General features: G+C 61.9%; 11 protein-coding genes. 10 read left to right on the top strand and 1 reads right to left on the bottom strand.

All coding sequences use genetic code 11. From position 1 onward, the window contains the following. The first annotated feature begins 427 nt into the window (after positions 1–427). The 7 genes from LJX93_RS25720 (at position 428) to LJX93_RS25690 (ending at position 8,739) form a co-directional block, all read left to right on the top strand. On the top strand, positions 428–1,786 hold the full coding sequence (locus LJX93_RS25720) for a glutamine synthetase family protein (protein ID WP_033702137.1): 1,359 nt from the start codon (positions 428–430) through the stop codon (positions 1,784–1,786). Positions 1,787–1,834: 48 nt separating this feature from the next. Then, positions 1,835–3,196: an aspartate aminotransferase family protein gene (locus LJX93_RS25715; protein WP_033702135.1), complete on the top strand. Its 1,362-nt coding sequence runs from the start codon at positions 1,835–1,837 to the stop codon at positions 3,194–3,196. Positions 3,197–3,366: 170 nt separating this feature from the next. Then, positions 3,367–4,464 (top strand): polyamine ABC transporter substrate-binding protein, encoded by a 1,098-nt coding sequence (locus tag LJX93_RS25710; protein ID WP_033702134.1) that lies wholly within the window; start codon positions 3,367–3,369, stop codon positions 4,462–4,464. Between the two features lie 158 nt (positions 4,465–4,622). Continuing rightward, positions 4,623–5,717 carry a polyamine ABC transporter substrate-binding protein gene (locus LJX93_RS25705; protein WP_033702132.1) on the top strand — a complete coding sequence of 365 codons (1,095 nt, stop codon included), beginning with the start codon at positions 4,623–4,625 and terminating at the stop codon, positions 5,715–5,717. Between the two features lie 72 nt (positions 5,718–5,789). Further along, positions 5,790–6,932 carry a polyamine ABC transporter ATP-binding protein gene (gene potA / locus LJX93_RS25700; RefSeq protein WP_033702130.1) on the top strand — a complete coding sequence of 381 codons (1,143 nt, stop codon included), beginning with the start codon at positions 5,790–5,792 and terminating at the stop codon, positions 6,930–6,932. A 35-nt stretch (positions 6,933–6,967) separates the two neighbouring features. Next, positions 6,968–7,849, top strand: a complete 882-nt coding sequence (locus LJX93_RS25695) for an ABC transporter permease subunit (protein WP_177326479.1) — start codon at positions 6,968–6,970, stop codon at positions 7,847–7,849. Then, entirely contained in the window at positions 7,846–8,739 is an 894-nt protein-coding gene (locus LJX93_RS25690; protein WP_033702126.1) for an ABC transporter permease subunit, read from the top strand. The genes LJX93_RS25695 and LJX93_RS25690 overlap by 4 nt, the downstream gene beginning before the upstream one ends. Before the next feature lie 27 nt (positions 8,740–8,766). Here LJX93_RS25690 and LJX93_RS25685 read toward each other — a convergent pair whose 3' ends face one another. Further along, entirely contained in the window at positions 8,767–9,927 is a 1,161-nt protein-coding gene (locus LJX93_RS25685; protein ID WP_095063918.1) for an AAA family ATPase, read from the bottom strand. A gap of 108 nt (positions 9,928–10,035) precedes the next feature. Here LJX93_RS25685 and LJX93_RS25680 point away from each other — a divergent pair, with 108 nt between their 5' ends. Genes LJX93_RS25680 through LJX93_RS25670 form a run of 3 tightly spaced genes read left to right on the top strand, consistent with a single transcriptional unit; the run spans position 10,036 to position 15,238 of the window. Then, positions 10,036–11,124: an efflux RND transporter periplasmic adaptor subunit gene (locus LJX93_RS25680; RefSeq protein ID WP_227696527.1), complete on the top strand. Its 1,089-nt coding sequence runs from the start codon at positions 10,036–10,038 to the stop codon at positions 11,122–11,124. Continuing rightward, positions 11,121–12,188, top strand: coding sequence for an efflux RND transporter periplasmic adaptor subunit (locus tag LJX93_RS25675; protein WP_047582115.1), 1,068 nt, complete (start codon positions 11,121–11,123; stop codon positions 12,186–12,188). Before LJX93_RS25680 ends, LJX93_RS25675 begins: the two co-directional genes overlap by 4 nt. Then, positions 12,185–15,238 (top strand): efflux RND transporter permease subunit, encoded by a 3,054-nt coding sequence (locus LJX93_RS25670; protein WP_047582117.1) that lies wholly within the window; start codon positions 12,185–12,187, stop codon positions 15,236–15,238. Before LJX93_RS25675 ends, LJX93_RS25670 begins: the two co-directional genes overlap by 4 nt. Positions 15,239–15,422 lie beyond the last annotated feature (184 nt).

Raw genomic sequence — 15,422 nt, 5'->3', positions numbered from 1 at the left:
TATCCGCTATTTACCGCTCAAAGGGCTATCTCAAGCTTGCCGTGTTTTATTTTTTACGGAGGTGTTGTGTAAAAAAATGAACAAGGCTAAGCTCGGTCACAACCCAAAACACAATAATACGAGGGTCATATGGTCCGCTTGTCGCGACCTGAAAGCGCTGCCTGCGCAGTGCAGTCGGGTACCCCTGTCGTTCATGAACGCACCGTCAACGGTGTGGCCGCCCTGGCCGCAATAATTGACGCTTGGCGCACCCGGACCTTCCCCCGTAGCGGCGTTGCGCTACTCGATTCGCCTTCCTGCCCTTCAAACTCATTACGGACACGCTTGGTTTCAGTGTATCCACTGTGCTCGTGCGTGGGGGTTTTTGCTTTAGCAATCTTCTCCATCCAGAATCAATGCGCGGACCACCTTACCTCCTGAGGTATTTATGAGTAACAACCTCGACCAGCTCACCGATTGGTTGAAAGAGCACAAGATCACTGAAGTCGAATGCATGATCAGCGACCTCACTGGTATCACGCGCGGCAAGATCTCGCCGACCAACAAGTTCATCGCCGAAAAAGGCATGCGCCTGCCCGAGAGCGTGCTGCTGCAGACCGTGACGGGTGACTACGTCGACGACGACATCTATTACGAACTGCTCGACCCGGCCGACATCGACATGATCTGCCGCCCCGACGAAGACGCCGTGTTCCTGGTGCCCTGGGCCATCGAGCCGACAGCGCAGGTGATCCACGACACCTACGACAAGAAGGGCAACCCGGTCGAACTGTCGCCGCGCAACGTCTTGAAGAAAGTGCTCAAGCTCTACGCCGACAAAGGCTGGCAGCCGATTGTCGCGCCCGAGATGGAGTTCTACCTGACCAAGCGTAGCGAAGACCCGGACTTCCCGCTGCAGCCGCCGGTAGGCCGCTCGGGGCGCCCGGAAACCGGCCGCCAGTCGTTCTCGATCGAAGCCGCCAACGAATTCGACCCGCTGTTCGAGGATGTCTATGACTGGTGCGAACTGCAGAAGCTGGACCTCGACACGCTGATCCACGAAGACGGCACGGCGCAGATGGAAATCAACTTCCGTCACGGCAACGCGCTGCACCTGGCCGACCAGATCCTGGTGTTCAAACGCACCATGCGCGAGGCCGCGCTCAAGCACAATGTGGCCGCGACCTTCATGGCCAAGCCCATGACCGGCGAGCCTGGCAGTGCCATGCACCTGCACCAGAGCGTGATCGACGCGGCCACCGGCAAGAACATCTTCAGTAACGAAGACGGCAGCATGAGCGAGCTGTTCCTGCACCACATCGGTGGCCTGCAGAAGTTCATCCCCGAGGCGCTGCCGCTGTTCGCCCCCAACGTCAACTCGTTCCGCCGCTTCCTGCCCGACACATCGGCGCCGGTGAACGTCGAGTGGGGCGAGGAAAACCGTACCGTCGGCCTGCGCGTGCCGGATGCCGGGCCGCAGAACCGCCGGGTCGAAAACCGCCTGCCGGGCGCCGATGCCAACCCTTACCTGGCCATCGCCGCCAGCCTGCTGTGCGGCTACATCGGCATGGTCGAAGGCATCGAGGCCAGCGCGCCGGTGCAGGGCCGTGGTTACGAACGCCGCAACCTGCGCCTGCCACTGACCATCGAAGACGCCCTGGAACGCATGGAAGTCAGCCGTGCGCTGGTGCAGTACCTGGGCAAGAAGTTCATCACCGGCTACGTCGCCACCAAACGCGCCGAACACGAAAACTTCAAACGCGTCATCAGTTCCTGGGAACGTGAGTTCCTGCTGTTTGCAGTCTGATCAACCCTGGTGCCGCAGGAGCGCGGCTGTCGGATAACGGAGAAGCACATGAGCGTCAAAAACCCGCAAACCCGTGAATGGCAAACCCTGAGCGGCGAGCATCACCTCGCGCCCTTCAGCGACTACAAACAGCTGAAGGAGAAGGGGCCGCGCATCATTACCAAGGCCCAGGGCGTGCATTTGTGGGACAGCGAGGGCAACAAGATCCTCGACGGCATGGCCGGCCTGTGGTGCGTTGCGGTGGGGTATGGCCGCGAAGAGCTGGTGCAGGCTGCCGAAAAGCAGATGCGCGAGCTGCCGTACTACAACCTGTTTTTCCAGACCGCGCACCCGCCGGCATTGGAGCTGGCCAAGGCGATCACCGACGTGGCGCCTGAAGGCATGAGCCATGTGTTCTTCACCGGCTCCGGCTCCGAAGGCAACGACACCGTGCTGCGCATGGTCCGTCACTACTGGGCACTGAAGGGTAAACCGCACAAGCAGACCATCATCGGCCGCATCAACGGCTACCACGGCTCCACCTTCGCCGGTGCGTGCCTGGGTGGCATGAGTGGCATGCACGAGCAGGGCGGCCTGCCGATCCCGGGCATTGTGCACATCCCGCAGCCGTACTGGTTCGGTGAGGGCGGGGACATGAGCCCGGACGCGTTCGGGGTGTGGGCCGCCGAGCAACTGGAGAAAAAAATCCTCGAAGTCGGCGAAGACAACGTCGCGGCCTTCATCGCCGAGCCGATCCAGGGCGCGGGCGGGGTGATCATCCCGCCAGAAACGTACTGGCCGAAGGTCAAGGAGATCCTCGCCAAGTACGACATCCTGTTCGTTGCCGACGAAGTCATCTGCGGCTTCGGCCGCACCGGCGAGTGGTTCGGCTCCGACTACTACGACCTCAAGCCCGACCTGATGACCATCGCCAAGGGCCTGACCTCCGGTTACATCCCCATGGGCGGTGTGATCGTGCGTGACACTGTGGCCAAGGTGATCAGCGAAGGCGGCGATTTCAACCACGGCTTCACCTATTCGGGCCACCCGGTAGCGGCCGCAGTAGGCCTGGAAAACCTGCGCATCCTGCGCGACGAGCACATTGTCGAGCAGGCACGCAACGAAGCGGCACCGTATTTGCAAAAGCGTTTGCGTGAGCTGCAAGACCACCCGCTGGTGGGTGAGGTGCGCGGCCTGGGCCTGCTCGGCGCGATCGAGCTGGTCAAGGACAAGGCGACCCGCAGCCGTTACGAAGGCAAGGGCGTGGGCATGATCTGCCGCAACTTCTGCTTCGAGAACGGCCTGATCATGCGTGCGGTGGGTGACACCATGATCATCGCGCCACCGCTGGTGATCAGCCATGCAGAGATCGACGAGCTGGTGGAAAAGGCGCGCAAGTGCCTGGACCTGACCCTCGAAGCGATCAGATGAGCACCTGCTAGGCTAGCGTTGTGACATTAGTTGGTTACAAGGGGCTGCTTTCCTTGAAACAGCGCCTTGTAACTTGCCAGACTAGCGACTGTTTCAGTCGCCCAGCGCGTGTACTGCGGGACCTGGCAGCTGAACGGATGGCTAATCAAAAAAAATCTGGAGCATGACGCATGAAGAAAATGGGCAAGACGTTGCTGGCCGCCGCCCTGATGGGTGCCATGGCGACCGCTGTTCAGGCTGATGACAAAGTACTGCACGTGTACAACTGGTCGGACTACATCGCCCCGGACACCGTGGCCAATTTCGAGAAAGAGACCGGCATCAAGGTCGTCTATGACGTCTTCGACAGCAACGAGACCCTCGAAGCCAAGTTGCTGGCAGGCAAGTCGGGCTATGACATCGTCGTGCCGTCCAACAACTTCCTGGCCAAGCAGATCAAGGCCGGCGTCTACCAGGAGCTGGACCGCTCCAAGCTGCCAAGCTGGAAAAACCTCGACCCAGCCCTGCTCAAGGCTGTTGGCGATGCCAGCGACCCAGGCAACAAATTCGCCTTCCCCTACATGTGGGGCTCCATCGGTATCGGTTACAACCCAGAGAAGGTCAAGGCCGCGCTGGGCGTCGACAAGATCGAATCGTGGGACGTCGTGTTCAAGCCTGAGAACATCGAAAAACTCAAAAGCTGTGGCGTGAGCTTCCTCGATGCACCGACCGAGATGATCCCGGCCGCGTTGCATTTCCTGGGCAAGCCGAGCGACAGCACCAAGAAAGAAGACCTGAAAGCCGCGGAAGATCTGTTCCTGAAGATTCGTCCGTCGATTACCTACTTCCATTCCTCCAAGTACATCTCTGACCTCGCCAACGGCAACATCTGCGTGGCTGTGGGTTACTCGGGTGACCTGGAGCAGTCCAAGGCCCGTGCCCACGAGGCCGGCGACAAGGTCAAGCTGAGCTATGTCATTCCGAAGGAAGGTGCCGGCACCTTCTATGACATGGTCGCCATTCCGAAAGACGCCGAAAACGTCGAAGCTGCCTACACGTTCATGGAATACCTGCTGCAGCCGAAAGTGATGGCCGCCATCACCAACGCCGTGCGTTTCCCGAACGGCAACATGGCGGCGACCGAGTTCGTCGACAAGGACATCACCAGCGACCCGGCCATCTACCCGTCTGATGCAGTGAAGGCGCAACTGTACGCCATCAAAGCGCCAGAGAAGGCCGCCCAGCGCGACATCACCCGCAGCTGGACCAAGATCAAGTCGGGCAAATAAGCCTGATGCGACACCTCTGGGCCGGGCTTTACCGGCTCAGAGGCAGTGAAAGGCAATTGTTGATTGCGGCATCGAAGCTGCGAAGGTAAGTTGCGCGCCGGTTTTGCGTGTGCGGCCACATTGCCGCTACCCATGCACTGATTGTGAGGACCACCCACTTGTCTATTTCTGTATTACGCAAGGCCTTGATGGCTGGAGCGGGCCTGACGCTGGCATGCAGCGTCCAAGCGGCGCCTACGGTGCATTTCTACAACTGGTCCGATTACATCGGCCCAACCACACTCGCGGACTTCGAGAAGGCAACGGGTATCAAGCCCGTGCAGGACGTTTTCGATTCCAACGAAACACTGGAAGGCAAGCTGCTGGCCGGTAACACCGGTTATGACGTCGTCGTGCCGTCCAACCATTTCCTCGGCAAGCAGATCAAGGCGGGCGCGTTCCAGAAGCTCGACAAGAACCTGCTGCCCAATTATGCCAACCTGGACCCGGCGCTGATGAAGCGCCTCGAGAAGAATGACCCGGGCAACCAGTACGCCGTGCCTTACCTGTGGGGCACCAACGGCATTGGTTACAACGTAGAAAAGGTCAAGGCTGCGCTGGGCGTCGACACTATCGATTCCTGGGCTGTGTTGTTCGAACCCGAGAACATGAAAAAGCTCTCCACGTGTGGTGTTGCCTTCCTCGACTCGGCGGACGAAATGCTCCCGGCGGTGCTCAACTACATGGGGCTGGACCCCAACAGCAGCAACCCCGACGACTATAAAAAGGCCGAGAAGAAGCTGCTGGCGGTACGCCCGTACGTGACCTACTTCCACTCGTCCAAGTACATCACCGACCTGGCCAACGGCGACATCTGCGTCGCGGCGGGCTTCTCGGGCGATATCTTCCAGGCCAAGGCCCGTGCGGAAGAAGCCAAGAAGGGTGTGAACTTGGCTTATGCGATTCCCAAGGAAGGCGGCAACCTCTGGTTCGATGTACTGGCGATCCCCAAGGACGCCAAGAACGTCAAAGAGGCCCATGCCTTCATCAACTATTTGCTGAAACCTGAGGTTATCGCCCAGGTCAGTGATTACGTCGGTTACGCCAACCCGAACCCCAAGGCTGGCGACCTGATGGACCAGGCCGTGAGGACTGACGCCGCGGTTTACCCACCGCAGGAAGTGCTGGACAAGATGTTCGTCAACGCTGAGTTGCCACCCAAGGTGCAACGTCTGATGACCCGTAGCTGGACCAAGGTCAAGTCGGGCAAGTAACAATCCAGGCCCGCCGCGGCCCTCTGCAGAACAGGTTGCGCGGGCACACAAATCTTGTTGGGAGTTTCACTCATGGCAGTTGCCTCCGGTGCCTATAAGAAAGCCCTCGAGGGTGGCCAGCAACCCAAGCAGGTGCTGGTCAAGATCGACCGGGTCACGAAAAAGTTCGACGAAACGGTAGCTGTGGACGATGTGTCCCTGGAAATCCGCAAGGGCGAGATCTTCGCCCTGCTGGGTGGCTCCGGTTCCGGCAAATCGACCTTGCTGCGTATGCTGGCCGGTTTCGAACGGCCGAGCGAAGGGCGGATCCTGCTCGACGGCGTCGACATCACCGACATGCCGCCCTACGAGCGGCCGATCAACATGATGTTCCAGTCCTACGCGCTGTTCCCGCACATGACCGTGGCGCAGAACATCGCCTTCGGCCTGCAGCAGGACAAGTTGCCCAAGGCCGACGTCGACGCCCGCGTGGCCGAGATGCTCAAGCTGGTGCACATGACCCAGTACGCCAAGCGCAAGCCGCACCAGCTGTCTGGCGGCCAGCGCCAACGTGTGGCCCTGGCCCGCTCGCTGGCCAAACGGCCGAAGCTGCTGTTGCTCGATGAGCCGATGGGCGCCCTGGACAAGAAGCTGCGCTCGCAGATGCAGTTGGAGCTGGTGGAGATCATCGAACGCGTGGGTGTGACCTGCGTGATGGTGACCCACGACCAGGAAGAGGCCATGACCATGGCCCAGCGTATCGCCATCATGCACCTGGGCTGGATCGCCCAGATTGGCTCGCCGGTGGACATCTACGAGACCCCGACCAGCCGCCTGGTGTGCGAATTCATCGGCAACGTCAACCTGTTCGAAGGTGATGTGGTCGACGACGCCGAAGGCCACGCGATCATTGCCAGCCCTGAGCTGGAGCGCAAGATCTACGTCGGCCACGGCATCACCACGTCGGTCGAAGACAAACACATTACCTACGCGCTGCGCCCGGAAAAAATGCTGGTCACTACCCAGCAGCCGACCTGCGAGCACAACTGGTCGCGCGGCAAGGTCCACGACATCGCCTACCTGGGCGGCCACTCGGTGTTCTACGTCGAGCTGCCGAGCGGCAAGATCGTCCAGTCGTTCGTGGCCAACGCCGAGCGCCAGGGCACGCGTCCGACCTGGGGCGATGAAGTGTACGTGTGGTGGGAAGACGACAGCGGCGTGGTACTGCGGTCATGAAACTGCGCAAGCTCAAGCGAGCCTTCCAGCGCTTGATCCCTGAGGGGCGGCACCTGGTGATCGGTGTGCCGTTCATCTGGCTGTTCCTGTTCTTCATGCTGCCGTTCTTCATCGTGTTGAAGATCAGCTTTGCTGAAGCCGACGTGGCGATCCCGCCGTATACCGAGATCTACAGCTACGTCGAAGACAAGATCCAGTTGGTGCTCAACCTGGCCAACTACGGGCTGTTGACCGAGGACGAGCTGTACATCTCGGCCTACCTCGGCTCGTTGAAGATGGCCTTCATCAGCACCCTGCTGTGCCTGTTGATCGGCTACCCGATGGCCTATTCCATCGCCAATGCCCGCAAAGAGTCGCAGACCGTGCTGTTGCTGCTGATCATGATGCCGACCTGGACGGCGATCCTGATCCGCGTCTACGCCTGGATGGGCATCCTCAGCAACAACGGGCTGCTCAACAGCTTCCTGATGTGGCTGGGGCTGATCGACCAGCCGTTGCAGATCCTCAACACCAACCTGGCGGTGTATATCGGCGTGGTCTATTCGTACCTGCCGTTCATGATCCTGCCGCTGTACGCCAACCTGGTGAAGCATGACCCGAGCCTGTTGGAAGCTGCATCGGACCTGGGTTCTAGCACCTTCAACAGCTTCTGGAAGATCACCGTGCCGCTGTCCAAGAACGGCATCATCGCCGGCTGCATGCTGGTGTTCATCCCGGTGGTGGGTGAGTTCGTGATCCCGGAACTGCTGGGCGGCCCGGAAACCCTGATGATCGGTAAGGTGCTGTGGCAAGAGTTCTTCAACAACCGTGACTGGCCGGTGGCGTCCGCGCTGGCGGTGGTGATGCTGGCGATCCTGATCGTGCCCATCCTGCTGTTCAACCGCAGCCAGGCCAAAGAGATGGAGGGCAGGGCATGAAGCGTTTCAGTTTCTCCAAGCTGATGCTGGTGCTCGGCTTGCTGTTCATCTACCTGCCGATGCTGATCCTGGTGATCTACTCGTTCAACGCCTCCAAGCTGGTGACGGTGTGGGGTGGCTGGTCGGTGAAGTGGTACGTCGGCTTGCTCGACAACACCCAGTTGATGGGGTCGGTGATGCGCTCGCTGGAGATCGCCTGCTACACGGCGGTGGCGGCGGTGGCGTTGGGTACCCTGGCGGCCTTCGTGCTGACCCGGGTCACTCGCTTCAAGGGCCGTACGCTGTTCGGTGGCCTGGTCACCGCGCCGCTGGTCATGCCTGAGGTGATCACTGGTCTGTCGCTGTTGCTGCTGTTCGTGGCCATGGCGCAGATGATCGGCTGGCCGCAGGAGCGTGGCATCGTCACCATCTGGATCGCCCACACCACGTTCTGTGCGGCGTATGTGGCGGTGGTGGTGTCGGCGCGGCTGCGTGAGCTGGACCTGTCGATCGAGGAAGCGGCGATGGACCTGGGTGCCAAGCCGTGGAAGGTGTTCTTCCTGATCACCATCCCGATGATTGCGCCTTCGCTGGCGGCGGGCGGCATGATGTCGTTCGCGCTGTCGCTGGACGACCTGGTGCTGGCCAGCTTCGTGTCCGGGCCTGGCTCGACCACCTTGCCGATGGAAGTGTTCTCGGCGGTGCGCCTGGGCGTGAAGCCTGAGATCAACGCCGTGGCCAGTTTGATCCTGCTGTCGGTGTCGCTGGTGACGTTCATGGTCTGGTTCTTCAGCCGCCGTGCTGAAGAGCGTCGTCGCAAGGCGATTCAGCAAGCAATCGAGGAAGGTGCAGCGGCGAACGTGTCGCAGCCACAGGTCAAGCGCCCGACGGCTGCTGCAGCGTCGGCCTGACCCGGTTTGGGGCCGCTTCGCGGCCCCTCAATCCGGCCAATGCCAAGCCGGCTCATCCAGCATCCCCTGCCCGACGATCACAGTCTGCCCCAGCTCTTTCGTCAGCCTTATGGCATTGCACCCCTCATCCTCTTCCAGCGCCGCCACCAACCGCGGGGCATGCGATACCACCCACACCTGGCACTGCTGCGAAGCCCGCCGGATCAGCCGCGCCAGCGCCGGTAGCAAGTCCGGATGCAAGCTGGTCTCCGGTTCGTTGAGCACCATCATGCTCGGTGGGCGGGGCGTCAGCAGGGCTGCCACCAGCAGCAGGTAACGCAAGGTGCCGTCGGACAGCTCGGCGGCACTCAACGGCCGCAACAGCCCTGCCTGCTGAAAGCGCAGGCTGAACAAGCCACCCGGTGTCGCCTCGATGCCCACCTGTGAGCCAGGGAAGGCATCGCTGACCGCCGCCTGCAGCGCCTCGAAATCGCCGATCTCCTTGATGGTCTGCAACGCCGCCGCCAGGTCCCGGCCATCGTGGTGCAGCACAGGCGTGCGGGTGCCAAGGCGCGCTTGGCGTGCCGGTGCCTCGGGGTCGGTACGGAAGTGATCATAAAAGCGCCAGCTGCGGATCTGCTCACGCAGGTGCAGCACTTCAGGTGAACCCTGCACGCTACCGACCTGGTCGAACAGGCTGTCGAACTCGGTCATGTGCTGGCTCATGACCTGCCACTGGCGCCCCTCGCGGGCGCGCACCATGGCCGCGCTGCGCTCCACCAGCAGGCTGGCGGGGCGGCAGACCGGGCCCGCCCAGATCGCTTCATGCTTGATCTGCGGGTCCAGGGAAAACTTCGACTGGCTTGGCTCCGGCAGCCCAAGGCCAATGGCATAACCGAAATCTTCGTCGGTGAAGCCCATTTTCAGGCGCCGTACCTGCTGGCGCGGCCCACCTTGCACCGGCACCTCGCCCTTGAGCATGCGCCGGCTGAGTTTTTCGGGCCCGGCATGGAACGTGGATTCCAGCCCACCCTCGGCGGCCAAGGCATTGACCACCCCGCCGCGCGCTGTCTCGGCCAGCAGGCGCAGGGCCTTGTACAGGTTGGACTTGCCGCTGCCATTGGCGCCGGTAATCAGGTTCAGCCGACCCAGCGGCATCACCAACTGGTTGATCGAGCGGTAGTTGGCAATGGCCAGAGTCGTGAGCATGGGGCGCTTCCGTGTGCGGGCGAACAGGCAGTATCGCTGTTTGCTGAACCCTGAACTACGCTAACAGTCGCATTCCTCGAACCATTTGCGCGCAAGCAAGGAGCCCGCATGACGTTGAGGCGTCTTCTGTCGGTCGTCTGCCTGGGGTTGCTGTTTATGTTGTCGGGGTGCGAGAGGGAAGTCTCGAGCCCGGAACTGCCTCGGGTCGGCGTGCTACAAGTACAACCCACTGACTTCGCTGCCAGGGTCACCCTGACCGGCGACGTGCAGGCACGGGTACAAACCGATTTGTCGTTCCGTGTGGGCGGCAAGATCATTTCACGCAGTGTCGATGTGGGCGATCACGTCAAGGCCAACCAGGTACTGGCGCGGCTCGACCCCAAAGACTTGCAGAACAACGTCGACTCGGCCAAGGCTGAAGTGTTCGCCGCCCAGGCGCGTGTGACACAGACGGCCGCCGCCTTCGTGCGCCAGCAAAAACTGTTGCCCAAAGGCTATACCAGCCAGAGCGAGTACGACTCTGCCGAAGCGGCGCTGCGCAGCAACCAGAGCGCGCTCAAGGCCGCTCAGGCACAGCTGGCCAATGCCCGGGAGCAGTTGAGCTATACCGCGCTGGTGTCCGAGGCCGATGGCGTGATCACCGAGCGCCAGGCCGAAGTCGGCCAGGTGGTGCAGGCGACCATGCCGATCTTCGGCCTGGCCCGCGATGGCGACCGCGACGCGGTGTTCAATGTCTATGAATCGCTGCTGGTGGCACCGCCAAGCGATGCCGGAGTGGTCGTCAGCCTGCTCGATGACCCCAAGGTTCAGGCCCAGGGTTTTGTCCGCGAAATCACCCCGACGGTGTCGGCGCAGAGCGGCACGGTGCAGGTCAAGGTGGCCTTGCGCAACGTGCCGCCGGGCATGCAATTGGGCTCGCCGGTCACCGCCACGGCCAATGCTCAGGGGCGACCGAGCATCGAGTTACCTTGGGCGGCACTGACCAAGGCCTTGCATGAGCCGGCAGTGTGGGTGGTGGGCGAGGGCGACAAGGTCGAGCTGCGCAAAGTGCAGGTCACGCGCTACCTCACCGGCAAGGTCGTCGTCGCCCAAGGCATCAAAGGTGGCGAAACGGTTGTGGTCGGCGGTGGTCAGCTCTTGCATCCGGGCATGCAGGTTGAAAAAGTCGATGCTCAGGATGGAGGCGCCGCGCCATGAAACGTCTAATGCTGATAGGCGCGGCAGGGCTGTTGTTGAGCGCCTGTGGCAGTGAAGAACAGCAACCCGAAGCCGTGCGCCCTGTGCTGTCGACCCTGGTCGAGGCGCAGGCGCAGTCGCAGCTGGGCCGCTTCGCCGGCGCCATCCAGGCGCGTTTTGAAAGTACCCTGGGTTTTCGCGTCTCCGGGCGCATCGCCCGGCGTTGGCTGGATGTCGGCGCCCAGGTGAAACCCGGCGATACCTTGGCCACCCTTGACCCGACCGACCAGCAGAACCAGCTGCGCGCGGCCGAGGGCGACCTCGCCAGGGTTCAGGCGCAGTGGATCAACGCCCAGGCCAACGCACGTCGTCAGCAGCAGTTGTATGACCGCGGCGTTGGCGCCCAGGCCCAGCTGGATATTGCCCAGACCGACCTGAAAACCACCGGTGCCAGCCTGGAACAGGCGCGCTCGGCGGTCAGCCAGGCTCGCGATCAGCTCGACTACAGCACCCTGCGCAGCGACCATGCGGCCGTGATCACCGCCTGGCAGGCCGAAGCCGGGCAGACCGTCACGGCCGGGCAGGCCGTGGTCACCCTGGCCCGACCAGACGTCAAGGAAGCGGTCATCGACTTGCCCATAAACATTGCCGAAGCATTGACCAAGGACCTTACGTTCACCGTTGCCTCGCAGCTGGATACCAGCATCAACACCACCGCCACCCTGCGCGAGCTGGAGCCCCAGGCCGACGCTGCCACGCGCACCCGGCGTGCCCGGCTGACCCTGGCTAGCACCCCGGACGCGTTCCACCTGGGCACGGCGATCAGCGTGACCCTGACCTCGGCGATCACCCCGCGCAGTGAACTGCCCCTGAGCGCGCTGCTTGAGCGTGATGGCAAAACCCAGGTCTGGGTGATCGACCCCCAACAGAAAACAGTCGCCACCCGTGACGTCACGCTGACCGAACGCACCAGCGACAGCTTCATGTTGAGCGCCGGCGTACAACCCGGCGAGCGCGTGGTTACCGCTGGTGTGAACAGCCTCAAGCCCGGCCAGAAAGTTACCTTCGACGAGGACGCGCAATGAAAGGAAGCTTCAACCTGTCCGAATGGGCGCTGCGCCACCAGTCCTTCGTCTGGTACCTGATGTTCGTCGGTTTGTTGATGGGGATTTTTTCCTATTTCAACCTGGGTCGTGAGGAAGACCCGTCGTTCACCATCAAGACCATGGTGATCCAGACCCGCTGGCCCGGTGCGACGCAGGACGAGACCCTTTACCAGGTCACCGACCGCATCGAGAAGAAGCTCGAAGAGCTCGACTCCCTCGACTACACCAAAAGCTACACACGCCCCGGCGAGTCCACCGTCTACGTCTACCTGCGCGACACCACCAAGGCCGCCGACATCCCGGACATCTGGTATCAGGTGCGCAAGAAGATCCAGGACATTCGCGGCGAATTCCCCCAAGGCATCCAGGGGCCGGGCTTCAACGACGAATTCGGCGACGTGTTTGGCTCCATCTACGCCTTTACCGCCGACGGCCTGACCCTGCGCCAGTTGCGCGACTATGTGGAGCAGGCCCGCGCCGAGGTGCGTGAAGTACCCAATATCGGCAAGATCGAACTGGTCGGCACCCAGGACGAAGTGCTGTACCTGAAGTTCTCCACCCGCAAGCTGGCGGCCCTGGGCATCGACCAGCGCCAAGTCATGCAGGCGCTGCAGCAACAGAACGCGGTGACCCCGGCCGGGGTGATCGAAGCCGGGCCAGAGCGCATCTCGGTACGTACTACCGGGCAGTTCGCCTCCGAGAAAGACCTGCAAACCGTCAACCTGCGGATCAATGACCGCTTCTTCCGCCTGGCCGATATCGCCGATATCGAGCGCGGCTACGTCGACCCGCCTGCGCCGATGTTCCGCTACAACGGCCAGACTGCCATTGGCCTGGCGATCGGCATGAAGGCCGGCGGCAACATTCAAGTGTTCGGCGCTGCGCTGAAGCAGAAGATGGACAGCATCGTCAGCGACCTGCCAGTGGGCGTGGGTGTGCACACCGTGTCCGACCAGTCGGTGGTGGTCAAGGACGCGGTGGGCGGTTTTACCAGCGCCTTGTTCGAGGCGGTGGTGATCGTGCTGGCGGTGAGCTTCGTCAGCCTGGGCGTGCGCGCCGGGCTGGTGGTGGCCTGCTCGATCCCGCTGGTGCTGGCCATGGTCTTTGTGTTCATGGAATACAGCGGCATCACCATGCAGCGGATCTCGCTGGGTGCGCTGATCATCGCCCTGGGGCTGCTGGTGGACGATGCGATGATTACCGTCGAGGTGATGGTCACACGGCTGGAAATGGGCGAGAGCAAGGAGCAGGCGGCTACCTTTGCCTACACCTCCACGGCATTCCCCATGCTCACCGGCACCTTGGTGACCGTGGCCGGCTTCGTGCCGATCGGCCTCAATGCCAGTTCTGCCGGCGAGTACACCTATACCCTGTTCGCAGTGATCGCCGTGGCACTGATCGTGTCCTGGGTGGTGGCGGTGTTCTTTGCGCCGGTGCTGGGCGTGCATATTCTCAAGATTGACAAGCTCAAGGCCCACGACGCCGAGCCTGGCCGCTTAGGGCGGGCGTTCGAAGGCGGTTTGCTGTGGTGTATGCGCAACAGATGGCTGACCATCATCGGTACCATCGTATTGTTCGTCCTGGCGTTGTTCTGCATGCGCTTTGTGCAAAACCAGTTCTTCCCGTCGTCCGATCGCCCGGAAATCCTCGTCGATCTCAACTTGCCGCAAAACGCCTCGATCGAGGAGACGCGCAAGGTGGTCGACCGCCTGGAGGCGAGAATCAAGGACGACCCGGACCTGGTGCGCTGGAGCACCTATATCGGCCAGGGCGCAATCCGCTTCTACCTGCCCCTGGACCAGCAACTGCAGAACCCGTACTACGCCCAGCTGGTCATCGTCAGCAAAGGCTTCGAGGAGCGTGCAGGCATGATGGTGCGCCTGCAGAAACTGCTGCATGAAGAGTTCGTCGGCATCGGCACCAACGTGCAGTCGCTGGAGATGGGCCCGCCGGTGGGCCGGCCGATCCAGTACCGCGTCAGCGGCAAGGACATCGACCAGGTGCGCAAGCATGCGATCGACCTGGCCACGCTGCTCGATGCCAACGAGCACATCGGCGAGATGATCTACGACTGGAACGAGCCCGGTAAGGTGCTGCGGATCGAAATCGCCCAGGACAAGGCACGCCAGCTGGGGCTGTCGTCCGAAGACGTGGCGAACGTGATGAACAGCATCGTCAGCGGCGCACCTGTGACCGAGGTCAACGACAATATCTACCTGGTGGACGTGGTCGCCCGTGCCGTGGACAGCGAGCGGGGTTCGCCGGACACACTGCAGAACCTGCAGATCGTCACCCCAAGTGGCACCTCGATACCGCTGCTGGCCTTCGCCACCGTGCGCTACGAACTGGAGCAGCCGCTGGTGTGGCGCCGTGACCGCAAGCCGACCATCACCATCAAGGCCTCGGTCAACGGCGACATCCAGCCCACCGACCTGGTGGCCCAACTGAAGCCGAAGATCGATGAGTTCGCCAGCCAGTTGCCGGTCGGCTACGAAGTGGCCACGGGCGGTACGGTGGAGGAGAGCAGCAAAGCCCAAGGCCCGATCGCCAAGGTCATCCCGCTGATGCTGTTCCTCATGGCGACCTTCCTGATGATCCAGCTGCACAGCGTGCAGAAGCTGTTCCTGGTGGTCAGCGTGGCGCCGCTGGGGCTGATCGGTGTGGTGCTGGCGCTGGTGCCGACCGGTACGCCGATGGGCTTTGTGGCGATTCTCGGGATTCTCGCCCTGGCCGGCATCATCATTCGCAACTCGGTGATCCTGGTGACCCAGATCGACGAGTTCGAAGCGCAGGGGTTCTCGCCATGGGATGCGGTGGTGGAGGCCACCAACCATCGGCGGCGGCCGATCTTGTTGACTGCGGCGGCAGCCAGCCTGGGCATGATCCCCATTGCCCGAGAGGTGTTCTGGGGGCCGATGGCCTATGCCATGATCGGCGGCATCATCGTCGCGACGTTGCTGACCTTGCTGTTCCTGCCGGCCCTGTATGTGGCCTGGTACAAGATCCGCGAGCCGCAAAAACAAAACTGAAGCGCTACACCGAACCCTGTGGGCGCGGCTAAACCCGCGCCCGCAGGGTCTTTTTAAAATGGTTATATAAACATTCTTAAACAGTATTTTTAAGAATATCCGCGCCTCACTACTATTGCCCTCAAGCCAGGCGCAAACCCCCTTCAAATCTCTGCCCGGCACCCTCACTCCAAGGAGAACGAGC

Origin of the sequence: Pseudomonas sp. HN2-3 (assembly GCF_020691745.1) — a bacterium.
Taxonomy (GTDB): Bacteria; Pseudomonadota; Gammaproteobacteria; order Pseudomonadales; family Pseudomonadaceae; genus Aquipseudomonas; species Aquipseudomonas capeferrum.
The sequence above is the reverse complement of the archived record's forward strand: the minus strand, read 5'-3'. Positions and strand labels throughout refer to the sequence as shown.

Excerpts from the sequence above, each read along its gene's own strand:
- LJX93_RS25715 (WP_033702135.1), top strand. The coding sequence starts at position 1,835 with ATGAGCGTCAAAAACCCGCAAACCCGTGAATGGCAAACCCTGAGCGGC.
- LJX93_RS25690 (WP_033702126.1), top strand. The coding sequence starts at position 7,846 with ATGAAGCGTTTCAGTTTCTCCAAGCTGATGCTGGTGCTCGGCTTGCTG.
- LJX93_RS25710 (WP_033702134.1), top strand. The coding sequence starts at position 3,367 with ATGAAGAAAATGGGCAAGACGTTGCTGGCCGCCGCCCTGATGGGTGCC.
- potA (WP_033702130.1), top strand. The coding sequence starts at position 5,790 with ATGGCAGTTGCCTCCGGTGCCTATAAGAAAGCCCTCGAGGGTGGCCAG.
- LJX93_RS25685 (WP_095063918.1), bottom strand. The coding sequence starts at position 9,927 with ATGCTCACGACTCTGGCCATTGCCAACTACCGCTCGATCAACCAGTTG.
- LJX93_RS25675 (WP_047582115.1), top strand. The coding sequence starts at position 11,121 with ATGAAACGTCTAATGCTGATAGGCGCGGCAGGGCTGTTGTTGAGCGCC.
- LJX93_RS25670 (WP_047582117.1), top strand. The coding sequence starts at position 12,185 with ATGAAAGGAAGCTTCAACCTGTCCGAATGGGCGCTGCGCCACCAGTCC.
- LJX93_RS25680 (WP_227696527.1), top strand. The coding sequence starts at position 10,036 with ATGACGTTGAGGCGTCTTCTGTCGGTCGTCTGCCTGGGGTTGCTGTTT.
- LJX93_RS25720 (WP_033702137.1), top strand. The coding sequence starts at position 428 with ATGAGTAACAACCTCGACCAGCTCACCGATTGGTTGAAAGAGCACAAG.